This window comes from Streptomyces sp. NPDC002144 (assembly GCF_053593695.1).
In genome coordinates this window covers 148,940-170,620 of the sequence record NZ_JBSFDB010000001.1, presented here as the reverse complement: position 1 = coordinate 170,620, position 21,681 = coordinate 148,940, and the positions used below count along the sequence as shown (strand labels likewise).

Annotated in this window: 23 protein-coding genes; 10 read left to right on the top strand and 13 right to left on the bottom strand. The window is 67.5% G+C overall.

What is annotated here, in order from left to right; all coding sequences use genetic code 11:
* Window positions 1-285: 285 nt before the first annotated feature.
* Window positions 286-3,426 (top strand): DUF3427 domain-containing protein, encoded by a 3,141-nt coding sequence (locus ACWCQ1_RS00760; protein WP_451025530.1) that lies wholly within the window; start codon window positions 286-288, stop codon window positions 3,424-3,426.
* Window positions 3,427-3,439: 13 nt separating this feature from the next.
* On the opposite strand, the gene ACWCQ1_RS00755 is transcribed toward ACWCQ1_RS00760, so the two are convergent.
* A complete protein-coding gene (locus tag ACWCQ1_RS00755; RefSeq protein WP_451025529.1) occupies window positions 3,440-4,111 on the bottom strand; it encodes an ATP-binding protein in 672 nt (223 codons plus the stop codon).
* A gap of 173 nt (window positions 4,112-4,284) precedes the next feature.
* Here ACWCQ1_RS00755 and ACWCQ1_RS00750 point away from each other — a divergent pair, with 173 nt between their 5' ends.
* Both ACWCQ1_RS00750 and ACWCQ1_RS00745 read left to right on the top strand, forming a co-directional pair.
* A complete protein-coding gene (locus ACWCQ1_RS00750) occupies window positions 4,285-5,133 on the top strand; it encodes a helix-turn-helix domain-containing protein (protein WP_451025528.1) in 849 nt (282 codons plus the stop codon).
* A complete protein-coding gene (locus tag ACWCQ1_RS00745; RefSeq protein WP_451025527.1) occupies window positions 5,130-5,336 on the top strand; it encodes a DUF397 domain-containing protein in 207 nt (68 codons plus the stop codon). Before ACWCQ1_RS00750 ends, ACWCQ1_RS00745 begins: the two co-directional genes overlap by 4 nt.
* Here ACWCQ1_RS00745 and ACWCQ1_RS00740 read toward each other — a convergent pair.
* Window positions 5,329-5,904: a hypothetical protein gene (locus ACWCQ1_RS00740; RefSeq protein WP_451025526.1), complete on the bottom strand. Its 576-nt coding sequence runs from the start codon at window positions 5,902-5,904 to the stop codon at window positions 5,329-5,331. The two genes, ACWCQ1_RS00745 and ACWCQ1_RS00740, sit on opposite strands and share 8 nt — an antisense overlap.
* 101 nt (window positions 5,905-6,005) lie before the next feature.
* On the opposite strand from ACWCQ1_RS00740, the gene ACWCQ1_RS00735 reads away from it, so the two are divergent.
* Window positions 6,006-7,040: a hypothetical protein gene (locus tag ACWCQ1_RS00735; RefSeq protein WP_451025525.1), complete on the top strand. Its 1,035-nt coding sequence runs from the start codon at window positions 6,006-6,008 to the stop codon at window positions 7,038-7,040.
* A gap of 213 nt (window positions 7,041-7,253) precedes the next feature.
* Complete coding sequence (locus ACWCQ1_RS00730) at window positions 7,254-7,574, top strand: DUF6247 family protein (protein ID WP_451025524.1); 321 nt, start codon at window positions 7,254-7,256, stop codon at window positions 7,572-7,574.
* Window positions 7,575-7,581: 7 nt separating this feature from the next.
* Here the strand turns inward: ACWCQ1_RS00730 and ACWCQ1_RS00725 are convergent, their stop codons facing one another.
* A complete protein-coding gene (locus ACWCQ1_RS00725; RefSeq protein ID WP_451025523.1) occupies window positions 7,582-8,196 on the bottom strand; it encodes a nitroreductase family protein in 615 nt (204 codons plus the stop codon).
* Between the two features lie 209 nt (window positions 8,197-8,405).
* Here ACWCQ1_RS00725 and ACWCQ1_RS00720 point away from each other — a divergent pair, with 209 nt between their 5' ends.
* A complete protein-coding gene (locus tag ACWCQ1_RS00720) occupies window positions 8,406-8,783 on the top strand; it encodes a GNAT family N-acetyltransferase (protein ID WP_451025522.1) in 378 nt (125 codons plus the stop codon).
* Window positions 8,784-8,810: 27 nt separating this feature from the next.
* Here ACWCQ1_RS00720 and ACWCQ1_RS00715 read toward each other — a convergent pair whose 3' ends face one another.
* A complete protein-coding gene (locus tag ACWCQ1_RS00715; protein ID WP_451025521.1) occupies window positions 8,811-9,353 on the bottom strand; it encodes a hypothetical protein in 543 nt (180 codons plus the stop codon).
* 133 nt (window positions 9,354-9,486) lie between these two features.
* On the opposite strand from ACWCQ1_RS00715, the gene ACWCQ1_RS00710 reads away from it, so the two are divergent.
* Entirely contained in the window at window positions 9,487-10,017 is a 531-nt protein-coding gene (locus tag ACWCQ1_RS00710) for a PadR family transcriptional regulator (RefSeq protein WP_451025520.1), read from the top strand.
* Window positions 10,018-10,025: 8 nt separating this feature from the next.
* On the opposite strand, the gene ACWCQ1_RS00705 is transcribed toward ACWCQ1_RS00710, so the two are convergent.
* Complete coding sequence (locus tag ACWCQ1_RS00705; RefSeq protein WP_133046348.1) at window positions 10,026-10,457, bottom strand: MarR family winged helix-turn-helix transcriptional regulator; 432 nt, start codon at window positions 10,455-10,457, stop codon at window positions 10,026-10,028.
* A gap of 62 nt (window positions 10,458-10,519) precedes the next feature.
* Here ACWCQ1_RS00705 and ACWCQ1_RS00700 point away from each other — a divergent pair, with 62 nt between their 5' ends.
* On the top strand, window positions 10,520-11,362 hold the full coding sequence (locus ACWCQ1_RS00700) for an alpha/beta fold hydrolase (protein ID WP_451025519.1): 843 nt from the start codon (window positions 10,520-10,522) through the stop codon (window positions 11,360-11,362).
* Window positions 11,363-11,384: 22 nt separating this feature from the next.
* Here ACWCQ1_RS00700 and ACWCQ1_RS00695 read toward each other — a convergent pair whose 3' ends face one another.
* Together ACWCQ1_RS00695 and ACWCQ1_RS00690 are read right to left on the bottom strand one after the other, a co-directional pair.
* Window positions 11,385-11,849 (bottom strand): DUF2267 domain-containing protein, encoded by a 465-nt coding sequence (locus ACWCQ1_RS00695; RefSeq protein WP_358593891.1) that lies wholly within the window; start codon window positions 11,847-11,849, stop codon window positions 11,385-11,387.
* A 92-nt stretch (window positions 11,850-11,941) separates the two neighbouring features.
* Window positions 11,942-12,364, bottom strand: a complete 423-nt coding sequence (locus tag ACWCQ1_RS00690) for an Hsp20/alpha crystallin family protein (protein WP_451025672.1) — start codon at window positions 12,362-12,364, stop codon at window positions 11,942-11,944.
* Between the two features lie 171 nt (window positions 12,365-12,535).
* On the opposite strand from ACWCQ1_RS00690, the gene ACWCQ1_RS00685 reads away from it, so the two are divergent.
* A complete protein-coding gene (locus ACWCQ1_RS00685; protein WP_358593892.1) occupies window positions 12,536-12,838 on the top strand; it encodes a hypothetical protein in 303 nt (100 codons plus the stop codon).
* Window positions 12,839-13,105: 267 nt separating this feature from the next.
* On the opposite strand, the gene ACWCQ1_RS00680 is transcribed toward ACWCQ1_RS00685, so the two are convergent.
* Window positions 13,106-14,614: an MFS transporter gene (locus ACWCQ1_RS00680; RefSeq protein WP_133046344.1), complete on the bottom strand. Its 1,509-nt coding sequence runs from the start codon at window positions 14,612-14,614 to the stop codon at window positions 13,106-13,108.
* Between the two features lie 158 nt (window positions 14,615-14,772).
* Window positions 14,773-16,170 carry a DUF445 domain-containing protein gene (locus tag ACWCQ1_RS00675; RefSeq protein WP_451025518.1) on the bottom strand — a complete coding sequence of 466 codons (1,398 nt, stop codon included), beginning with the start codon at window positions 16,168-16,170 and terminating at the stop codon, window positions 14,773-14,775.
* A gap of 145 nt (window positions 16,171-16,315) precedes the next feature.
* Between ACWCQ1_RS00675 and ACWCQ1_RS00670 the strand changes: the two genes are divergently transcribed.
* Window positions 16,316-17,650, top strand: a complete 1,335-nt coding sequence (locus tag ACWCQ1_RS00670; RefSeq protein WP_451025517.1) for an SGNH/GDSL hydrolase family protein — start codon at window positions 16,316-16,318, stop codon at window positions 17,648-17,650.
* A gap of 28 nt (window positions 17,651-17,678) precedes the next feature.
* Here ACWCQ1_RS00670 and ACWCQ1_RS00665 read toward each other — a convergent pair whose 3' ends face one another.
* The 4 genes from ACWCQ1_RS00665 to ACWCQ1_RS00650 all read right to left on the bottom strand — a co-directional run bounded on the left by ACWCQ1_RS00665 (window position 17,679) and on the right by ACWCQ1_RS00650 (window position 21,348).
* Complete coding sequence (locus ACWCQ1_RS00665; RefSeq protein WP_358593895.1) at window positions 17,679-18,515, bottom strand: DUF1707 SHOCT-like domain-containing protein; 837 nt, start codon at window positions 18,513-18,515, stop codon at window positions 17,679-17,681.
* A 191-nt stretch (window positions 18,516-18,706) separates the two neighbouring features.
* A complete protein-coding gene (locus tag ACWCQ1_RS00660) occupies window positions 18,707-19,693 on the bottom strand; it encodes an ABC transporter ATP-binding protein (protein WP_358593896.1) in 987 nt (328 codons plus the stop codon).
* A gap of 25 nt (window positions 19,694-19,718) precedes the next feature.
* Window positions 19,719-20,555 carry an ABC transporter permease gene (locus ACWCQ1_RS00655; RefSeq protein WP_451025516.1) on the bottom strand — a complete coding sequence of 279 codons (837 nt, stop codon included), beginning with the start codon at window positions 20,553-20,555 and terminating at the stop codon, window positions 19,719-19,721.
* The gene (locus ACWCQ1_RS00650) at window positions 20,548-21,348 is read right to left on the bottom strand and encodes an ABC-2 family transporter protein (RefSeq protein ID WP_165954978.1); all 801 of its coding nucleotides are present in this window, start codon (window positions 21,346-21,348) and stop codon (window positions 20,548-20,550) included. The genes ACWCQ1_RS00655 and ACWCQ1_RS00650 overlap by 8 nt, the downstream gene beginning before the upstream one ends.
* Window positions 21,349-21,681 lie beyond the last annotated feature (333 nt).

Sequence of the window (21,681 nt, the reverse complement as noted above, 5' to 3'; positions counted from 1 at the left end):
TCGCTTCTCCCCCGTGATTCCGCGGCCCGGGTCAAGGGTCGGCCGCAGGCCGATCGCCGAAGGCGACGCGACCGGAGGGAGCGCCCTTGATGCGGGCTGCGGAATCACGACACTGGCAAAGAAGCGGGCGGCCGTACGGCACCGGCTCAACGAACGCCGTCTGCATGCCCCACCCCCGTGCCTATTCCTGCTGGGAAATGATCACTTTTCGGCACTTGGCCTTCGTATGTCAGTGACGGCTGTTAGAACAGATCCACAGCGACAGCAGGGAAAGAAGGAGCGGCCGTGGCGGAACCGGGGGACCTCAAGGCTGGCGTCCACGAGCGACTTGTCACTCAGGAGCTGCAGGAACAGATACAGGGCCTCGAGGCCACCGGTTGGAAAGCCATCGATGCGGAGGTCAGTCCGGAGTCCACTCCACACGTGCTGGCTCGGCACATCGGGGAAACCGTCGGTCGTCGATTGGCGCAGCTGCCGCAGGACAAGCAGGTGGCCGTCGCGAACAAGATCATGGAGTCACTCGCCGCCAACGCTCCCGACTCACACGTAGACGCGAGCAACGGCACCATCATCGACGGCCCCCGACAGCTACTCGCCCTCGCCGAACAGGAAGCTCCGGGCGTCTACGCCATCCGCCCGCTGACGCCGCTCTCCGAGACAGCGTTGATCACCAATGCTCCGGACGACCCGAGCCTCGGCGCTGAGCTGCGGGCGGAGCTGGCGACGGCTGACAGTATCGACCTGCTGTGCGCCTTCGTAAAGTGGTACGGCATCCGCGTCCTGGAGAAATCGCTTCGCGAAGCCGCCCACCGCGGTGTGCGCATTCGCGTCATCACCACGACATACATGGGCGCCACAGACCGACACGCTCTCGACCGTCTCGTCCGCGATTTCGACGCCGAGGTGAAGGTCAACTATGAGACCCGCTCGACTCGCCTGCACGCCAAGGCCTGGTTGTTTCGCCGCAATAGTGGCTTCGATACCGCGTACGTGGGCAGTTCCAATCTCTCGAAGAGCGCCCTTCTCGACGGCTTGGAGTGGAACGTACGGCTGTCGTCCGTCGCAACACCGACTGTGTTGAACAAGTTCGAGGCCAGCTTCGACTCGTACTGGAACGACATCGCATTTGAGAGCTACGACCCGGATCGCGACGCCCTCAAGTTGGACGAAGCCCTGGGTGTGGCAGGCAACTCAACGGCCGGCCAGGAGTCCAAGATCAGCCTCTCGGGGCTTGAGGTTCGGCCATACCCGCACCAGGCGGACATGCTGGAGCGGCTGCGGGTCGAGCGAGAAGTCCGCGGCCACCGTCACAACCTGCTCGTCGCTGCGACCGGGACGGGTAAGACCGTGATGGCGGCCCTTGACTACCGCAATCTGCATAAGCAGTGGGGTGGCAAGCACTACCCTCGGCTGCTCTTCGTGGCACATCGGAAGGAGATCCTCAAGCAGTCGCTACGCAAGTACCGTGAAGTGCTCGACGACGCGTCCTTCGGGGAACCGCTCTTCAGCGGAGAGCTACCGCGGGACTGGCAACACGTGTTCGCCAGCGTCCAGTCGCTCACCGACCAGCGACTCGACCAGTTCGACCCGGAACACTTCGACATCATCGTCGTTGACGAGTTCCACCATGCCACGGCTACGACATATCGGCGCGTCCTCCAGCACTTCAAGCCGAAGCAGCTCCTGGGTTTGACCGCTACCCCTGAGCGTGCCGACGGGCTCAATGTGCAGGACGAGTTCTTCGAAGGCAGGATCGCCGCCGAGATGCGGCTGTGGGAGGCACTCGACAACGACTTGCTTTGTCCGTTCCACTACTTCGGGGTGCCCGACGGTACCGACCTCACCCGTCTCAATTGGCGCTCGGGCACCTACGACCAGAGCCAACTCGGTGAGTTCTTCACCGCCGATCATGCCCGGGCTCGCATCGTCATCAAGCAGGTGCGGGACAAGGTGTCCGACCCAGCGAGCATGCGGGCGCTCGGCTTCTGCGTCACCAAGAAGCATGCTCACTTCATGGCGAAGTACTTCCAGGACGCGGGAATCAAGGCTGCGGCTCTGGACAGTGACTCCAAGCCCGAGATCCGTGACCGGATGCTGTCTGAGCTCAAGGCCGGGGAGATCCAGGTCATCTTCTCGGTAGACCTCTTCAACGAGGGGCTGGACATCCCGGACGTCGATACGCTTCTGCTTCTCCGTCCGACGAATAGTGCCACAGTGTTCCTTCAGCAGCTAGGCCGAGGTCTGCGCCGCACACCAGACAAGCCGGTGCTCACAGTGCTCGACTTCATCGGCCAGCATCGTGCGGAGTTCCGGTTCGAGGAGCAGTTCCGCGCGATGACCAACCTGTCACGCAACCGACTCCTCGAACACGCTGAGCGCGACTTCCCCCTACTGCCGTCTGGCTGCCAGATCATCCTTGAAGGCAAGTCCAAGGATCTCGTTCTGGACAACATCCGCACCCAGATCAAGGCGACCGTTCAGACCCTCGCCAAGGAAGTCAGGACCTTCGATACGCCGCTCCTCGCCGACTACCTCAGGGAGAGCCGCCGCGAAATCAAGGAGCTGTACAAGTCGTCCAACTCATGGACGTCCGTCTTACGCCGCGCTGGCCTCGCCGACCTACCGGAACAGTCCGGCGAAGCAGATCTGTTGAAGCGCGTGCACGCCTTCCTCCACGTCGACGACCTCGAGCGCGCTGAGGCCTATACCCGTCTCCTGAGCGATGACGCCCCACCGTACGAGGCTCTCCATCCGAGAGACAAAACGTACGCGCGCATGCTCTTCTTCAACCTCTGGGACAAGGCAGGAGGTTTCACCTCCTACGCACAAGGGCTGGACTCACTCCGTGACCAGCGAGCCCTTCGCAGCGAGCTGCGACAAGTACTCGACCATGTGATGGGCCAGGCCGATCATTTCCCCATTCCTCTGGAGGGTCCGCACGCGCACATACCCCTAAAAATCCACAGCGCATACAACCGCTCGGAGATCCTGGCCGCTCTTGGCGTCGCTCGCCTCAACGGCCAGATGCCCGGTTCCTTCGCCCAGGGCGTCCTGTGGGACGAGCCGAATCAAACAGACGCCCTGCTCATCACTCTCGAGAAGAACGAGAAGGACTTCTCTCCCAGCATCCGGTACAAGGACTACGCGCTGAGCCCATCTCTCTTCCACTGGGAGTCGCAGAGCACAACGGCAGACACCTCGCCTACCGGCCTCCGCTATCAACAACACGTCCAACGCGGCAGCCATGTACTGCTGTTCATGCGGCGCTACAAGGACACCGACATCGGCAAAGCCCAACCGTGGATGCTGCTCGGCCCGGCGACCTATGTCCAGCATGAGGGCAGCAAACCCATGGCGATCACCTGGCGCCTGCACCACGATCTGCCGGCGGATGTGTGGTCGTACTCAACCATCGCCACGGGCTAGCAACTCGACTCGCTCATACCGCCTTGCCGATCTCAGCCTCAAAGTGGGTCTGGGCCCGGTCAAGCACGGCGTCGGGGTCGTGGCCGTGCGCCCACAGCCAGTGCAGCAGGTCTGCCATGACCCCGATGGCTGCATCCTCTGCGGCTGCCGCGCCTAGCAGACTGCCGCCCTCTGCCGAGGCCCTACCGTGCGCGAGCGACCAAGAGCCATACAGATCTAGAAGTGCCTCGGCCCTGGTAACCCGCGGGCCGTTAGCCGATTTGCCAACCAGGGCCGGATCGACGGTGAGCTCACACCACACCACCTTTGACTGCCCTGTCACAAGCACACCCCACCGGTGGTCCGTCATGGCGTCGACGAGCGCCATCCCTCGCCCCGACTCTAGGGCGCTGCTGGCAGCAAGCAAGGTGGGGAGCGAGCGCGTATCGGGATCCTCAACTTCCACCCGGAGATACGGCCCACGCAGTGCCACCCGCAAAGTCACCGGCGTGCCCTCACCGACATGTTGAACGACGTTGGTGACCAACTCCGATACGCACAACTGCGCCACGTCAACATGATCGACCAGCCCCCACAGAATGAGCCGGATTCTCAGCGTACGGCGCAGTTGGGCGACCTCATCCGCGCGAGCGGTGAACTCATGCAGCCAGGGCTCTCGTCCAACAGAACCACTTGCGTAGATCATCTTTCGCCTTCCGCTGCCCGTTGCACATCGCAATCAAAGGTGACTCGCAGTAACAGATTCGCAGTGCTCATCCCTCTATGCAACGTGCACGAAGGGTTTCCCTCTTTGGAGTGATTGGCCTTTGGTGCCCCTTCCGGTGGGATGGACCTTCCGCTAATCCACGAGGAGTTGCCATGGCCGGATCCCCTACGGCTCGCCGTCGTCGACTTGCGATTGAGCTCAAGCGGCTGCGCGAAGAACGCGGCCTGACCTGCAGCCATGTAGGGAAAGAGCTGGACTGGAGCAGTTCGAAGGTCAGCCGTATGGAGACGGGGCAGGGGCGCGTCCAACCCTCAGACATCGACGCCCTATGCCGCTTCTACGGGACGCCAGTGGAGCTACGTGATCTACTGAAGTCCCTGGCCAAGGACTCCAAGACCAAGGGGTGGTGGCACGCCCACAGCGATGCGATCCCCGCCTGGTTTTCCGTGTACGTCGGACTCGAACAGGCTGCCTCCAATATGCGTAGCTACCAGGGGGAGTTCATCCCAGGGCTGCTGCAAACCGCTGAGTACGCAGCCGAACAGTGCCGCGCATGGGTCGATCACACCCCCGAGGACGTGCAGCGCATGGTCGACGTGCGGATGCGTCGCCAAGAGTTGCTAGCCGGGGAGGCTGCTCCCGATCTGTGGGCTGTTGTCCACCAGAGCGCGCTGCAACATGTGGTGGGCAACCGTCAGGTCATGGCCCGACAGCTCGAACGTATGCTGGAAATCGGCAGGATGAGAAACGTCACCGTCCAGGTTCTGCCGTTCGACGCGGGTGCCTACCCCACCACCGGCTCGTACACGATCCTCGGCTTCCCAGAGCAGGAGGACCCGGACCTGGTCTACCGCGAGGGACTTACCGATTCGGTCTACCTTGAAGAGCCCAAGGATGTGACCCTCTACACGAAGGCCTTTGACCACCTCAGGGCCTTGGCGCTCAGCCCTCAGCGCTCAGCTTTGTTCATCACGAAACTCTTGGAGGAACACCTTCGATGATGCTGCCATCGAGCATTCCATGGCGTAGGAGCAGCTACAGCAACGGCATGGGGGGCGAGTGCTTGGAGGTTGCCTCACTCACCGAGGTAGTCGCGATACGGGACTCCAAGGTCACCCCGGGGCCTCTGCTTGTGTTGAGCACATCAGCGTGGCAGAGCTTCGTTCGGTCTCTGCCATCAACCCACCATGGACGGACTAGCTGATTGGCTGCCGTGGGTCGCGAACGATCTCTCCGGCCCTTTGAAGGAAGGCGGCATGAGCCCGGCCCATCTCTTCTCTAGCCCCGCTAAAGCGAGCCCAAGCCGCAGTCGAGTCGCCCGACCGCACACCATCTACCTGCAACAAGCATCCCACTGCTTCCATCGACTTTCCGGTTAGCGCGTAAGCCAACTCGTATGCCTCACTTGGCCCCCAGAGTGCCAATTGGCTGGTTTTAGCCTGCATTTCAAGCGTCCGCTCACCCAAGTCGCGCCGTGCTGCCCCATCCACCCCACCTCCGTGTCGCACCTCGGCTGCAATAGCCGCCAACGCATCATCAAGGGCAACATAAGCCGCGAAGAGGGCAGCAAAGGCTTGATGCCGCTGGCTGCGTACCCACTGCCAGTGTTCGGCAGCAGCCTGACCGTGCACCTGCGCCAGCGCCGCCTCAACTGCCTTACGTCCGCCGGCCTCTGCTCCGCTTTGGGCGTACCTACCGGCGATCACAGCCCCAATGACTGCGGATGCGAAAGCAATAACACCCGCGATGACTGTCCCGGTCGCATCACTCATCGCACCATCCTCGCCTGAGCTGAGAGTCGCCACAACGCCCTCAGTAGCAACTTCCATCACCCACCGCACTCTGCGAGCACTGAACCCATTAGCCTCGACGCATGACGACGCACCCCTCCGGCTTCCAGCCCGGTGACATCCTCACACGTGATGAGATCCACCCAGTGCTCGGCGGCAGCAGCTATGCCGGAATCTGTCCAGCGGTGAAGAAGAAAAACGTACTCATCTTCTCCGACAGTGAGATCGGTAAGCGCTATGGATATCGCGACGGATGGCTTGCCGAGGATGACGAGATAGGACCTATCTTCACTTATACAGGAACCGGAAAGAGAGGTGATCAGGCTCTCGAGGGCGGAAATTCAGCCATCCTGAATCACGCTCAAATGGACCGCACCCTGCACTTATTCATTGCAGTGGGTAAGGTTGCTGGAACCGGTACACGACAGCATAAATACATAGGTACGTTCAAGGTTGACGAACGGAAGCCGTTCGAGACGCAAAGAGCCAAAGATGAATTAGGCAACGACCGCAATGTCATCGTTTTCCGGCTGCGCCCTGTCGGCCCATATGTCCGGGAGGCTTCCGAGACACTACGACCGGCTCCAGAATCCCGGTCTCGATTCCATGCGACCGCCGGTCGCTTCGCTCGGGCAGTGCGACGTCAGAGACGTCATCTTCAACCACTGACTGACATCGACCGACTGGAAGCAGCCCGGGATGACCTAGCCGACAGCTTCCAGGAGCGCGAAGCCGCAGTTGGAGAGACGATCGGCCAACTGGAAGTGTCCATGCGGAACAGGTCCGATCGCCTGATGGTCGACCTGTACAACCCTTTGCACAACACGGTGTACGAGCCGACGGCCAGTGCTGCTGGCGATTCGATTACCCAAGCACTTGCCCAACTCCTGCGTGCACGGCGTTACTTGCGAGACCTTCAACACGATCAGCCCCTCCATCTGATGGTGTTGGCGCCAGCTCTCCCCGACGAGGATCTCCGCGAACTGCTCGCTGAACACGGAATCGGCATCGTGTATCGAAACCAGAACGGCAGTTTCTCCGAGTTCGAGGGCCACTCCGTCTGGAACAGCGATCCTCGAGGTTTCCGCTGCGCGGATTGCCCAGCAGCTGGCAACTGACAGGCCAGCCAGTGTGGTCACATCGTTTGGGCCGCCTGGGACCGGTCGGCATCAGGCGGGTCGGTGCCGTTCTCGAACCTCGCCCCGGTGCGCACGCTGCGCGCTCGAGATCCCTGCCGTGAGTATGCGAAATGCTGGCCTGTCGCCTAGCCACACGACGAGGTGATCGGCTGGTATCAGCCCACGTGGCACCGGAAGTCGTACGCTCCCGAAATGATCTGGAGCAAGCTGCAGACCGAAAGCGCACAAAACGCAGCGACACCCGGGGGTGCGGCGCCGCCACTGGAGACCATCGGCGACCTTCGAGCCGCCCTTCGGTCGGGGCATGGCTTCCCGGGCGACCGGGAGTCCTTCGAAGAGGATCTGCAGCGTGCCCTGGATGCCTCGTCGGAGACGGACCTCACTGCTGTCGCCGCAGTGATCGTCGACTACCGGGGCAGGATCCGCCTCCACCAAGACCCCGACTTCGACATCGCCGTCCTGGAGGGCACCGACCTCGCAGCACAGTTGAAGCAGGAGGCACAGGGCCGGTGAGCGACGATTACACCTGCCTCCCCCACCGCCCCCAATGCACCACCTCCCCCACCCCCTTCCTCCGCTCCCGCACCCGCCCGCTCTGCGCCGGTACATCCTCCGCCCGGTACCCCACCGTGATGCCCCCGATGGGGTCGTACTCCTCCGGTACGCCGAACTGCTCCCGGAACGGGGTCAGATGCTCGGGCATGATGCCGAAGAAGCAGGCGCCCAGGCCCTCGTCCACCGCGGTCAGGAGCATGAGCAGGGCCGCCATGCCGGTGTCGATGTACCAGTACGGGGCCGGCCAGCGGGCCTCGGCTCGGTCCTGCCAGCCCTTGTCGGGCTCGGCGTAGCGCTCGAGATAGGCGGCCTTGTGGGCGAGGGGGACCACGACCAGCGGGGCGTTCTGCATGGTGGGGGTCTTCTCGACTCGGGTCGGGACGTACGGCCAGAACCGGGCGCGGTCGGCCGGGTCGGTCAGGGCTAGGAAGGCCCAGCCCTGGGAGAAGCCGGCGGAGGGGGCTCGGAGGGCCGAGGCGAGGACGCGTTCGATGACGTCCGGGGGCAGGGGCTTGTCGGAGTAGTGGCGGATCATGCGACGGCGACGTACGACCTCGGAGAACTCCATGGGGATTGCCATGCCACGGCCGCCCGGAGCGGAAACGGCGGCAGGCGGACCGATACGGCTCCTTGGGGAAACGGTGACGGCATCATGGCTGTATGGGTCGTATGGGTCCTGCACCGGTACCGGGTGCCTCCCGCGCTCGCCTTCGTCCCGCAACTTCCGCAGACGCGGCGGCAGTTGCTGACATCTGGCGGACCGGGTGGCGGGACGGGCATCTCGGTCATGTGCCGGACGCGCTGGTCGCCGTTCGTACGCCCGCGTCCTTCGTGGAGCGGGCGGCCGGGCGGGTCGGGGACACCGTCGTCGCGGAAGTGGGCGGCACCCTCGCCGGGTTCGTGATGGTGGTCGGCGACGAGGTCGAGCAGCTGTACGTGGGGGCGGCGTACCGCGGGACCGGCGTGGCGGGCCTGCTGCTCGACGATGCCGAGCGGCGGGTACGGGAGCGGGGGCACCGGCGCGTCTGGCTCGCCGTCGCCACCGGTAACGCACGCGCCCGGCGGTTCTACGAGCGCCAGGGGTGGGTCGACGAGGGTCCGTTCGAGTATCCGGCGAAAGGGCCCGACGGGCCGGTCCCCGTTCCCTGCCACCGGTACGTCAGGTAGCGCAGCAGCCCCCGGCCACCCGACCGCTCACACCCCGGCCGCCGCCTGGGCCCGGCTCGCGTAGCGGCCCGACAGGGCGAACGGGAGGACGAAGCCCAGCACTTGGGCCGCTATCAAAGGTACGGCGGCCCCGTGGTCGTACCCGACGATGAGCGCGCAAGCGACCGCGGCGGCGGCGAAGCCGGTGGCCCAGATGGCGGTCAGGACCATGTTGACCCGGATGAAGCGCGGGGCGTTCCAGTACTCGCGGGGCACCTGGGCGCGGGCGAAGGGCAGGGTGAAGGGGCGGCGTACGGCGAGGGAGGCCGCCGCCACGGCCGCGAGGGTGGCGTTGGCCAGGGCGGAGATCCAGTGACGCAGGCCCGATGACGGGTCCGAGACCGCGATGACGGCCATCACCACGAAGAACACGCAGGTGGCACCGGCCAGCAACTCCACGCTTCGGGCCCGCAGTTGGGCGGCGAGCAGCAGCAGGGCGGCCAGGGCGGCGGCGCACGTGCCGAGCCGCCAGTCGACGGGGCTCAGGGCGGCGTAGCACAGCCACGGCGCGAAACCACGCACATAGTTCACTGACGATCTCCTTCACGCAGTCAAGAGCGATGCGATGTGATTCCCGGGGGCAGCGACATTACGAGAATGACATGTCACTCTTGGAACGTCCAGATCCGACAGGTGAATTGAAGAGGTTGTTAGGGTGAGCCGCATGAGTCTGCGTCACGCCCTCCTCGGGCTCCTCGCCGAGAAGCCGGCCAGCGGGTACGACCTGCTCAAGCGGTTCGAGACCTCGCTGGCGATGGTGTGGCCCGCACAGCAGAGCCAGATCTACGGCGAGCTGGGCAAGCTCAACGACAGCGGCCTGATCGAGGTCACCGGCACGGGCGCGCGCAACCGGCGGGAGTACGGCATTACGGAGGCCGGGCGCGCGGAACTGCGCCAGTGGCTCACCGAACCGGGCCTGGACCTGGCGTTCCGCAGCGCGGCGCTGCTCCGTGTCTTCTTCCTGTGGACCCTCACCCGCGAGGAGGGCACCGCCTTCCTGGAGGAGTTCGCCCGTCACAACCGGGAGCGCCTGACCGCGCTGGAGTCCATCCGCGACAACGTCGACTGGGTCGGCGATCCGGCACAGATCAGCGGCTGGCTCATCCTCGAGTACGGCATCCGGGGCTCCCGTACCGCCGAGGAATGGGCCCACTGGGCCACCGAGCGGCTCGCCGAGCACCTGCCGGAGAAGTAACCTCCCGGTCAGCCTTCGGCCGGCTCGTTCCCGTCGGCGTTCAGGCGCCGGAGCAGCCCCAGCAGCTCGGCCCGCTCCCCTGCCCCCAGCCCCTCGAAGCACTCCGCCAGCACCCGGTCCGCCACCTCGTGCCCGGCCGCGAGCACCCGCTCCCCCTCCGCCGTCAGGTGATGCTCGATACGGCGGCCGTGGCCGGGGCGGCGGTCGACCAGGCCCTGGGATGCCAGGCGTCCGACCAGGCCCCCGAAGGCCTGCTCGGTCTGGAACGTCGCCGCGGCCAGCTCACGCGCCGAGGCACCCGGCGTACGACTGACGGCGCGCAACGCGTCCCATTGCGCCAGGGTCGTACCGACCGCCGTCAACGCGCTGTCCAGTGAGCGGTGTTGGCGGTACTGGGCCTGCTTGATCGCCCGGCCGAGGAGTTGCAGGTCAGCATCCATGAGGCAAGCCTACTCCAGAAACTAAGCTTCCTTATATAAAGATCCTTAGTTACACTGTCGGCATGACCTCAGAGAGCACCACTTCAGACGCCCACACTTCAGACGCCCACACTTCAGACGCCAACACTTCAGACACCGCGATCCTCACCATCGCCGAAGCGGGGCCGGCCCTCGAAACCGGCGCCCGCCCCGTCCTGATCCTCCACGGCGGCGGAGGCCCCCTGACCGTCGCCCCCATCGCCCGGCACCTGTCCGGGACCGCCCACACCCTCACCCCCGTACACCCGGGCTGGGACGGCACCCCCCGCCCCGCCTGGTGCACCGGCGTCGACGACCTCGCGCTCCTCTATCTGCACCTGCTGGAGGAGCGCGGACTGGAGGACGTCCTGGTCGTCGGCTCCTCCCTCGGGGGCTGGATCGCCGCCGAGATGGCCGTACGGGACAGCGCGCGCCGTATCACCGGACTGGTGCTGATCGACGCGGTCGGTGTGTACGTCGAGGACGAACCCATCGCCGACTACTTCGCCCTCGACCCCCGTGCCGCCGCCGAGCTCTCCTGGCACGACCCGGACCGCTACTACATCGACCCGGCCCAGCTGCCCGCCGACCAACTCGCCACCCGCCAGGCCAACATGGCGACCATGCGCGCCCTCGCCGGCGACCCCTACATGCACGACCCCAAGCTGCTGCGGCGCCTGGCCCGGGTCCGGCAGCCCGCGCTCCTCGTCTGGGGCGAGAGCGACCGGATCGTCACCCCGGCGTACGGCGCCGCCTACGCGGCCGCGTTCGGCGACGCCCGTCTGGAGATCGTCCCCAAGGCCGGCCACCTCCCCCAACTCGAGCAGCCGGAGGCGACGTTCGAGCTGATCGACGCCCATCTGCGACGCACGACGACCAGCCGATGACGACCGACGCCGATGGAGCGGGTCAGACCAGGCTCATCTCTCTCGCACTCCGGGCCAGTTCGGCCCGGCCGAACAGCAACGCATAACCGCGCGGGAGTTGACGCAGGATGCGGTCCACCAGGTCGTCTCCGACGAACTTCGGCAGGACCGACAGGACCGAGCTGACGTCCCAGCGGGCCGTGGCCGGGGTCGCGCCCTCGATGCGCACCGCCACCGAGTCGACGAACTCCTGGGCGGTCAGGGGGCGGGTGGCCGGGATCTGGGCGGCGATCAGCCGGGCCGCCGCTTCGGGCAGGGCTCGGGCGAGGTCGACGCGCTCGTCGCCGACGACGTGGCCGCCGAGGGCCGACAGGACGATCCGGGTGACCCGTTCCGCCTCCGCTCGGGTCGGGTACTGCCCCAAATCCCGTACCTTCTCGATCAGTTCGCTCCATCCGGTGTCGGTCCGCGGGGCCTCGATCGTGCTGGGCGCCGTCGTCACGGTCATGGGCGGGCTTCTCCTCCAGTGCGCGCGGGGGCGTGCCGCGTCCCGCAGACGGCCGGCGTGGCACGGACTGCGGGACGCGGCGGCTGAACCGATTACTTGCCGATTTCCTTGCGGTCCCGGCCGCCCGAGATCTGGATGCGGCGCGGCTTGGCCTGTTCGGCCACGGGGATGCGCAGGGTGAGCACGCCGGCGTCGTACGAGGCGTCGATGCGTTCCGTGTCGAGGGTGTCGCCGAGGAAGAGCTGACGGGTGAAGGAGCCCGTGGGCCGTTCGGCGACGAGCAATTCGGCGCCCTCGGGGGCGGGGCTGCGGCGCTCGGCGCGGACGTTGAGGACGTTGCGCTCGACGTCCAGCTCGATCGTCTCGGGGTCGATGCCGGGGAGGTCGAAGTGGACGATGAAGTCGTCACCGGACCGGTAGGCGTCCATCGCCATCGCGACGGGGCGGCCACCGGAGCCGAGGACCTGCTGCGCGAGACGGTCGAATTCGCGGAACGGGTCGGTACGCATGAGCATCACGGGTCACTCCTCTCTTACGGGGCTGAGGTGCGATGCCCTACGGCTTCTTATATAGCTCGGAGGAGGAAACTTGACAAGCCCAGACTCAGGTACGGGGGGACGCCCAGGTGGGAGCTAGCCTCGAGAACTCGGGGGCGGGCGTATCAGTCAAGGCGGCAGGAGGCAGACATGGCCGGGGTTCCCAGCGCGGTGGTCGCGGCGGGCGGGCTGGTCGGCGGGTACGGCGTGGCCCGCTGGACGAAAAAGCGGCAGCTGGGCGGGGCCGTACTGGCCGTCGCCGGTGCCGCGGCGGCGCAGCAGTGGCGGCAGCGGGCGGGCGGGAGGGCGGCCGGGGCGCTGACGGCCGCGTATGTCGCCGGGTTCGCGGGATCGCATCCGCTGGCCAAGAAGGTGGGCGCGTGGCCGGCGGTGTTCGGCGTGGCGGGTGCCGTGGCACTGGCGTCATGGGCGGTGGCGGACCGGCGGGGATAGAGGCGCCGAGCGGCCCGCTCTTCCTGCGGCGCCGAGACAGGGTTCGACGCGAAGGCGCTGAATAGAACCGCGGGCCCACCGCACAGGCGGGGTGGCGCAACCCGGCGCCACGGGGTGCCGCCCGCGCCCACCCGTGCCGCCCCAGCGGCACGCCTGCCCGCGGGCGGCGGGGTGTCGCGGACCGGCCGGTCGGCGGACCGGCACCGAGGCGCTACGCCCGCCCCCACCGAACCCGCGGTTGCGCCGCAGGCATCACAGTCACCGCCACTACACCGCAGCCGTCCCCGGCTCCCGACGGGACCGCGTCCGCGAGGAGACCGCCGACGCCGCCGCCGTCAGCGGCTTCGCGATGTCCTCCAGCGACCGCCGCTCCGCCCGCACCGCCAGGAACGCCGCCACCAGCCCCGCCGCGCACATCAACGCCGCGCCGATCTGGAACGCCAGCACCGTGTCACCGACCTTCCCCGTCCCCGTGAGGTCCGCGAACAGCAGCGGCCCGCTGATACCGCCGGCCGCCGTACCCAGCGCGTAGAAGAAGGCGATCGACATCGCCCGCGTCTCCATCGGGAACACCTCGGACACGGTCAGGTACGCACTCGACGCCCCGGCGGACGCGAAGAACAGCACCACGCACCAGCACGCCGTCATCGTCGTCGCGTTCAACGACCCCCGGTCGAACAACCACGCCGTACCGAACAGCAGCAGCCCCGACAGCAGATACGTACCGGAGATCATCACCCGCCGCCCGACCGTGTCGAACAGCTTCCCCAGCAGCAGCGGCCCGCAGAAGTTGCCCACCGCGATGACCGCGAAGTAGTACCCCGTGTCCCCGGTCGGCACGTCGAAGAACGTCGTCAGGATCGCCCCGAACCCGAAAGTGATCGCGTTGTACAGGAACGCCTGCCCGATGAACAGCGAGAACCCCAGGATCGACCGCCGCCGGTAGTCGGCGAACAGCGTCCGCGCGATCTCCACGAACGACACACTCCGCCGCTGATGGATCGTGATCTCACCCTCGGGACGCTCCAGTGCCCGCCCCTTCTCCGCCTCGACCCGTTCCTCGATCGAGGTGACGATCTCCTCGGCCTCCCGGTCCCTGCCATGGATCAGCAGCCACCGCGGACTCTCCGGAACATGACGTCGTACGAGAAGGATCACCAGAGCCAGCACGGCACCCAGCGCGAACGTCAGCCGCCACCCCACGTCCTTCGGCAGGAAGTCCGTGTTCAGCGCGAGGATCGACAGCAGCGACCCACCGACCGCGCCCAGCCAGAAGCTGCCGTTGATGATCAGGTCCACCCGCCCGCGGAACTTCGCCGGGATCAGCTCGTCGATCGCGGAGTTGATCGCCGCGTACTCGCCGCCGATACCGAATCCGGTCAAAAAGCGGAACGTGAAGAACCACCAGCTGGAGAACGACACCGCGGTCAGCGCGGTCGCCGCGAGGTACACCGCCAGGGTGATCATGAAGAGCTTTTTACGCCCCCATTTGTCCGTCAGCCGCCCCCAGAACAGGGCACCGACACACGCACCCGCCACATACAGCGCGGCGGCGACGCCGGTGATCTCACCGGAGGTGATCGGCAGCCCGCTCCCGGACTCCGACAGACGGCTCGCGATGTTGCCGACGACCGTGACCTCCAGGCCGTCGAGGATCCACACGGTCCCGAGACCGATGACGATCGTCCAGTGCCAGCGCGACCAGGGCAGCCGGTCGAGGCGGGCGGGGATGTTGGTGGTCACGGTGCGGCCGGTCTCGGCCTGCGCGGTGGTCATGGGCTCCCTCCTCAGTGCTCCCTCTTCATCGAGAGGAACCCGATTCGAGTGCCCGCTGTCACCGGCCTTACGCCGACAGCGACCACCCCTGAGCCCGCACCACCCGAGACAACGTCAACTCCCCACCACCCGGACAACGGCGAAGATCGACAACTCCCCTACGCCCCCACCACCCGCGACAAGGTAAAGATCAACAACCCCGCCAACGACCCCACCACCGTGCCGTTGATCCGGATGAACTGCAGGTCCCGCCCGATGTGCGCCTCGATCTTCCGCGTGGTGTGCTCGGCGTCCCACCCGGCCACCGTGTCCGTGATGAGCGAGGTGATCTCCTTGCGGTAGGTGCTGACGACGTACACCGCCGCCCCTTCCACCCACCCGTCGACCTTCCCCTGCACCTTCGGATCGACGGCCATCCGCGCCCCCAGCGACAGCAGGGACGCCCGCACCCGCAGCCGCAGCTCACTGCGCTCGTCCTCGGCCGCGGCGACGATCATCGACCGTACGGCCGTCCACGCGGAGGCGATGAGGTCCTGCACCTCGCCCCGCCCCAGCACCTCCCCCTTCAGCCGCTCGACGCGCGCCCGCGTGTCCGTGTCGGACTGCAGGTCGGAGGCGAAGTCGGACAGGAACCGGTCCAGAGCCCCGCGCGCCGGATGCGACGGCATGTCCCGCATCTCGGTGACGAACCGCAGCAGCTCCTTGTAGACCCGCTCGCCGACCTTCCTGTCGACGAACCGCGGAGTCCACCCGGGCGCCCCGCCCTGCACGGCGTCCATGATCTCGGTGTCGTGCCAGACGAGCCAGTCGTGCGCCCGCGTGACGACGAGATCGACGACCCGCCGGTGCCCCCCGTCCGCGACGACCTTCTCCAGCATCTTCCCGATCCCGGGCGCGATCTCCTGCGCGTCGGCCCGCCGCGTGATCGCCTCGCCGACCACCGCCTGGACGTCCGAGTCCCGCAGCACGGTCAGCGCCCCCCGCAGCGCGGCCGACAGCTCCGCCGTCACCCGGTCAGCGTGCTCGGGGTCGGCGAGCCACGCGCCCAGCCGGCTGCCTATGCCGACGGCGCGCAACCGCTGCCGTACGACGTCCTCGGAGAGGAAGTTCTCGCCGACGAACTCACCCAGGGACACCCCCAGCTGGTCCTTCTTCGTCGGGATGATCGCGGTGTGCGGGATGGGCAGGCCCAGCGGATGGCGGAACAGCGCCGTGACCGCGAACCAGTCGGCCAGCGCGCCCACCATGCCGGCCTCCGAGGCGGCGGCGACATACGCGGCCCACGCACCGGCGCCGGAGTTGTCCGCCCACTTGGCGAGGACGTACACCACAGCCACGAACAGCAGCAGCCCGGTCGCCGTGAGCTTCATCCGGCGCACCCCGCGCTGCCGCTCCTCGTCGGCGGCGGTGAAGGTGTTCATGGCGCGGGCGGCCGTGGCCGGGACGGCCCGACCGCCGGAGGGAACCGACCGAGCACCGTCCGCAGGCTCTATCGACTCCGGCTCCGACTCCACTGCGCCATCTGCCCCTTTTTCATCAGCTTTCGTACGTTCCATCCATCCACCCGTTCGTGATCCCCTGCACACATTGTCCCTTCCTGACCGACTCCTGGAACGGACGGGGAGTTCCCGGCGTCTGTCATCATTGGGATGATCACTTCGGAGCCTCGGGCTCCCATTTGTCTGAGGAGACATGCACCGCATGACCAAGCGTCATGGTTATGCCCTGCTTTCCGCGATCGTCGCTCTGGTCGTGGGCCTTTCGGCCGCCATATACGTCGGTGCTGGTGCCGACCACGGAAGCATCGGCACCGCCGCTCTCGGCAAGAACGGCGCCCCGCACAACCCCGCCGCCCCCGCCTCCACCGGCGTCTGGGTCGGCGCCTGGTCCGCCTCGCCGGCGGGCGCCGAGCCCGGCACGGAGACCGAGGGGCTGGCGGGCCGTTCGGTCCGCAACGTCGTCCACGCGAGCGTCGGCGGTACGAGTGCCCGTATCACGCTGTCCAACCTCTACGGCCAGTCGGCCCTGACCATCACGCACGCGTCGATCGCCGTGGCCGTCGCCTCCGACAGCGCGGCGGCGAGCGCGGAGAGCATGCGGCGGCTGACGTTCGGCGGCAACACGACGGTCGTCATCCCGGCCGGTCACCAGGTGCTCAGCGACGTGGTGCGGATCCTCGTCCCGCAGGGCGGCGACGTCCTGGTCACCACGTACTCGCCCACCGCGTCGGGCCCGGTCACCTACCATCCGCGCGCCCGCCAGATCTCCTACGTCGCGGACGGCGACCTCACCGAGGACACGTCCGGCGCCCCCTACACCGAGCAGACGCCGTACTGGCGCTACCTCACCGCGCTGGACGTGCTCAGCAACGACGCGGACGGCACGCTGGTCGCCTTCGGGGACTCGCTGACCGACGGGGTCACCTCCACGCAGAGCGCCAACCACCGCTGGCCGGACGTCCTTTCGCAGCGGCTGCGCACGGCGCTGCGGTCCGGCCACGACGTGCCGCGCTACAGCGTGGTCAACGAGGGCATCAGCGGCAACCAGGTCCTCGCGAGCGGGCGCGGCCGTCCGGCCGACAACCAGAGCGGCCTGGACCGGTTCTCCCGGGACGTGCTCTCCCGGACGAACGTCAAGGTCGTCGTGATCGACCTGGGCGTCAACGACATCCTGCGCAACCGCCGGCTCGCCGACCCGGACAAGGTCGTCGCCGGTCTGCGCACCCTGGTCGGCGAGGCGCACGCCCACGGCATCAGGGTCATCGGCGCGACGCTGATGCCCTTCCAGGGCCACCGCGGCTACAGCGCGGCCCGCGAGGAGGTGCGGGAGGAGATCAACGCCGAGATCCGGTCGGGGCGGGTGTACGACACGGTGGTCGACCTGGACAAGGCCCTGCGAGACCCGTACAACCCGCGCAGGCTCCGCCCGGACTACGACTCCGGCGACCATCTGCACCCCAGCGACCGGGGCTACGAGCGGATGGCGGACGCGATCGACCTCACGTCCCTGAAGGGCTCCCCGTCGGCACGGCTCTGAACCGCTCACGGATCATCGCGGCGCCTGCTTACCAGTCGTCGTGACGGCGTCGGTCCCGGCGCTCCCGGTGCCGTTCGCGGCGCTCCTCTTGCCGTTCACGGCGCTCGTCGCGCAGATCGCGGCGCCACTCGCGGTGCTCCTCCAGCATCCGCCGATGGCCGTCGTACCCCTCGGCCAGGGGCCGCCCCGCCTTGCGGTCCAGCTTCTGCTGGCGGCGCTCCTCCTTGAGGCGGCGGCGTTCCTCGCGGGTCAGTTTGCGCTCGACGCCGACGCCGCCCCAGAAGGCGAACCCGGTGATGATCACGCGCGGGGCGCCGGGCTCGGCCGGTACGCCCTCCTCGCGGTGGTCGAACCCGCCCATGATCCCGATGCCGCGTACGACGACCTCGACGCCGGGCGGCACGATGACGTTCATCCCGCCCATGATCGCGATGCAGTTGATCTCGACCTCGCGGTCGGCGAAGTTCGCCTCGCGCAGGTCGAGTTCGCCACCGCCCATGAGGGCGAAGCAGTTGAACTGCCGGGGCACGGTCCAGCGCCCCTTGCGCTCGAACCCTGACATCACGGCGACGGCCCACGACGAGGACCCCTCGCCGCCGACGATGCGGCCCGCCCAACTCCCGCTCGGCTCCGGCTCCTTGGTCAGCGACACGGAGGGGGGCGGGGTGACTCCGGCGACCGGCAGGTCGCGGGTGATCGGCGTCAGTTCGCCGTACGTCCGCGCCTTGTACGTGGCCTCCAGCCGCTCCTCGAACTCCTCCATGTCGAGACGCCCCTCGGCGAGGGCGTCCCGCAGGACCTCGGCGACTCGTTCACGGTCGGCGTCGGATGCGCGAAGTTCCGGGACTGCGGCGTCTTCGGTCATGGCAGCAGCCTACGAGTTCCCCCGGCGGGAGGCTACGAGACCGCTTACCCGACGGCGTTCCCTGGCGGGGGCTGGGAGACCGCTTACGCGGCCGCGATCCCCGGCGGGAGGCCACGACACGGCCTGCCCGCGCGATCCCCCAGCGGGAAGCCACACCACCGCCCGCCCAACCGCGATCGCCCGGTGGGAGGCTACGACACCGCCTGCCCCGCCGTGCCGGACGCCTCGCCCGCGTACATTCTGGCGATCACCGCCTCGATGTCCGGCTCCCGCACCGACAGGTCGACCAGCGGATACTCCGCCGCGACCCGTGCCACCAGCGTCGCCGCCGACTCGGCCGCCGGGAACGCCAGCCACTGCCGGGGCCCCTCCACCCGTACCGCCCGCGCGGGCGCCATCTCGATCGGCGGCAGCTCCCGTTCCAGGTCCACCACCAGGGTCCGTTCGCTCTCGCCGACCTCGTGCAGCCCGGTGAGCGGGCCGTCGTACATGAGCCGTCCGTGGTCGATGACCATCACGCGTGAGCACAACTGCTCGATGTCCTGCAGATCGTGGGTGGTCAACAGGACGGTCGTGCCGCGCTCGGCGTTCAACTCCCGCAGGAATCCACGCACCTTGGCCTTGGAGATGACGTCGAGTCCGATGGTCGGCTCGTCGAGGTAGAGCACCTCGGGGTCGTGCAGCAGCGCCGCCGCGATGTCCCCGCGCATCCGCTGCCCCAGGGACAGCTGTCGTACCGGCACGTCCAACAGGTCGCCGAGTTCGAGGAGTTCGACGCAGCGGTCGAGGTTCTCACGGTAACGGGCGTCGGGGATGCGGTACATGCGGTGCATCAGCCGGTACGAGTCGATCAGGGGAAGGTCCCACCACAGCGTCGTGCGCTGCCCGAAGACCACGCCGATGCGGTGCGCGAGGCGGGTGCGCTCACGGGAGGGGTCGATGCCGGCGACCCGCAGCCGGCCGCCGCTCGGGGTGAGGATGCCGGTCAGCATCTTGATCGTCGTCGACTTCCCGGCGCCGTTCGGCCCGATGTAGCCGACCATCTCACCGCGCGCCACGGTGAAGGAGATCGAGTCGACGGCACGGACCTCGCGCCGCTCCCGTTTCATGAAACCGATCTTCTTGCGCACGTCGAAGACCTTCTCGACGCGGTCGAGTTCGATGAAGTGATCGTCCACAGTCCTCAACTGCCCTTACCAGTCGTCAACTTCCCGTACTCCTGTACGACCTGAGCCCCGCCCGCCACGCCAGCCCCGCGAGCCCGCAGCACGCCCCCGCCACCAGCGGCGGCGCGAACGCCACCCAGTCCGGCAGACCCAGCGGGATCGGCCGCCCCAGCACATAGGCGGCCGGGATCCAGGTGACGAAGGCCAGCGGCAGCAGGAAGGTCACCCCGCGCACCAGCTCCCGTCCGAACACCGTCGGCGGGTACTGCAGCAGCGTCGCGCCGCCGTAGGTGAACGCGTTCTGCACCTCGGAGGCGTCCTGCGCCACGAACTGGAAGGCCGCGCCCGCCACGAACACCGCGCAGAAGATCGCCGCGCCGCTCACCACGGCCACCGGCATCAACAGCAGCCGCAGCGGCGTCCAGTGGATGTCGACGGCGGCCAGCGCGTACCCGAGCACCAGCGAGCCCTGCGTGATCCGCCCGAGCCGGCGCAGCGCGAAACGGTCGGCGGCGACCTGGGCCAGCACCGGCGCCGGACGCACCAGCAGCGTGTCCAGGGTGCCGTCGCGCACCCGCTGTCCGAGCCGCTCCATCGAGCCGATCGCCAGGTCAGCGAGACCGAACGCGACGCTCGACAGGCCGTACAGGAAGGCCACTTCGGGCAGTGGCCAGCCGCCGAGCGCGTCGATCCGCGAGAACATCAGCAAAATCGCGACGAAGTCGAGCGCGGTCACCGCGAAGTTGGCGAACGTCGTCATCGCGAAGGACGCGCGGTAGGCCATCGTGGAGCGGATCCACATCGCGCCGATCAGCCGGTAGGCCCGCAGCCCCTCCGCCAGCCGGCCGTTCCCCGGCACCCCTGCTTCAGCCACCCTGAACGACCACCCTCCGTGTCGCCACCGACTGCACCAGCCGCCCCGCCGCCAGCAGCGCAACCGCCCACGTCCCCTGGAAGGCGAAGGTGCCCCACGGGTCGGCCTCCCCCAGCAGCAGGTCCGCCGGCTTCTGCAGCAGCGACGACCACGGCAGATCCCGTACGACGTCGCCGAGCGCCCCCGGGAACACGTTGAGCGGCAGCATCATGCCGGAGCAGAAGAACCCGGCGAGCATGGTCATGTGGGTCATGCCGGTGCCGTCCATGAACCAGAACGTCAGCAGCGCGATGAGATACCGGATGCCGAAACTGACCACGGTCGCCAGCAGGAGGGACACCACGAAGGCGGCCCAGGTCGCCGGGTCTTCGGGCAGCGCCACCTGGAAGAGCAGCGCGCCGAACGCGAACGGGATCACTCCCCGGCCCAGCAGCTGGAACAGCGTGCGGCCCAAGTCGGCTGCCAGCCACCACAGTTGCAGATCGGCGGGCCGGTAGAGGTCGATCGCGATGTCGCCCGTGCGGATCCGCTCCATCAACTCGGACTCGACGCCGCTGCCGCCGATCGCGAGCGCGGCGAAGATCGCCTGTCCCAGCCACACATAGGTGACGGCCTGTGCCTGGTCGTACCCCCCTAGGTGTGGCTTCTCGTCCCACAGGGCGAGGTACGTGTACACCAGGATCAGGCCGAAGACGGTGTTGGTGAACACCCCCGCCGCGGTGGCCGCCCGATACGTCGCGTATCTTCTGAATCCGCCCGCCGCGACGGCAACGTACAACCGTCCCGAGCCCACGCCACAGCCCTCCTCAGCCCGCCCGGCACCGAAGCGCAGGAGCCTACTGCCCTGGCAGTGACGGACGCCACGCATTTTCCGGGCCGGAAGCGTGCCGTGGTCCGGGAACGGAACGCTTGGTGCGAGAGTCTTCAACAGGGGGCGCAGAAGGCGTTCGAGGGCGTACGGGAACGTACGACGCGAAACAGGAGTCCGTGCAACACATGAGCGACGAGCCGCAGCAGCCGAACCAGGCCTCGGCACCGAGTGACCCACCACAGGGCACCGAACAGCCGGGGGCGGCAAGGTCGAACAGCCCAGAGCCGACGGATCCACCGGGGAGCGCGGTGACTT

Bases quoted from the DNA above. Each gene is read 5' to 3' on its own strand.
- ACWCQ1_RS00675 (WP_451025518.1), bottom strand. From the start codon at position 16,170: ATGGAACGTACGAAAGCTGATGAAAAAGGGGCAGATGGCGCAGTGGAG.
- ACWCQ1_RS00725 (WP_451025523.1), bottom strand. From the start codon at position 8,196: ATGGCAATCCCCATGGAGTTCTCCGAGGTCGTACGTCGCCGTCGCATG.
- ACWCQ1_RS00705 (WP_133046348.1), bottom strand. From the start codon at position 10,457: ATGGATGCTGACCTGCAACTCCTCGGCCGGGCGATCAAGCAGGCCCAG.
- ACWCQ1_RS00700 (WP_451025519.1), top strand. From the start codon at position 10,520: ATGACCTCAGAGAGCACCACTTCAGACGCCCACACTTCAGACGCCCAC.
- ACWCQ1_RS00690 (WP_451025672.1), bottom strand. From the start codon at position 12,364: ATGCTCATGCGTACCGACCCGTTCCGCGAATTCGACCGTCTCGCGCAG.
- ACWCQ1_RS00710 (WP_451025520.1), top strand. From the start codon at position 9,487: ATGAGTCTGCGTCACGCCCTCCTCGGGCTCCTCGCCGAGAAGCCGGCC.
- ACWCQ1_RS00740 (WP_451025526.1), bottom strand. From the start codon at position 5,904: ATGAGTGATGCGACCGGGACAGTCATCGCGGGTGTTATTGCTTTCGCA.
- ACWCQ1_RS00680 (WP_133046344.1), bottom strand. From the start codon at position 14,614: ATGACCACCGCGCAGGCCGAGACCGGCCGCACCGTGACCACCAACATC.
- ACWCQ1_RS00755 (WP_451025529.1), bottom strand. From the start codon at position 4,111: ATGATCTACGCAAGTGGTTCTGTTGGACGAGAGCCCTGGCTGCATGAG.
- ACWCQ1_RS00670 (WP_451025517.1), top strand. From the start codon at position 16,316: ATGACCAAGCGTCATGGTTATGCCCTGCTTTCCGCGATCGTCGCTCTG.
- ACWCQ1_RS00750 (WP_451025528.1), top strand. From the start codon at position 4,285: ATGGCCGGATCCCCTACGGCTCGCCGTCGTCGACTTGCGATTGAGCTC.
- ACWCQ1_RS00665 (WP_358593895.1), bottom strand. From the start codon at position 18,515: ATGACCGAAGACGCCGCAGTCCCGGAACTTCGCGCATCCGACGCCGAC.
- ACWCQ1_RS00745 (WP_451025527.1), top strand. From the start codon at position 5,130: ATGATGCTGCCATCGAGCATTCCATGGCGTAGGAGCAGCTACAGCAAC.
- ACWCQ1_RS00730 (WP_451025524.1), top strand. From the start codon at position 7,254: ATGATCTGGAGCAAGCTGCAGACCGAAAGCGCACAAAACGCAGCGACA.
- ACWCQ1_RS00695 (WP_358593891.1), bottom strand. From the start codon at position 11,849: ATGACCGTGACGACGGCGCCCAGCACGATCGAGGCCCCGCGGACCGAC.
- ACWCQ1_RS00685 (WP_358593892.1), top strand. From the start codon at position 12,536: ATGGCCGGGGTTCCCAGCGCGGTGGTCGCGGCGGGCGGGCTGGTCGGC.
- ACWCQ1_RS00735 (WP_451025525.1), top strand. From the start codon at position 6,006: ATGACGACGCACCCCTCCGGCTTCCAGCCCGGTGACATCCTCACACGT.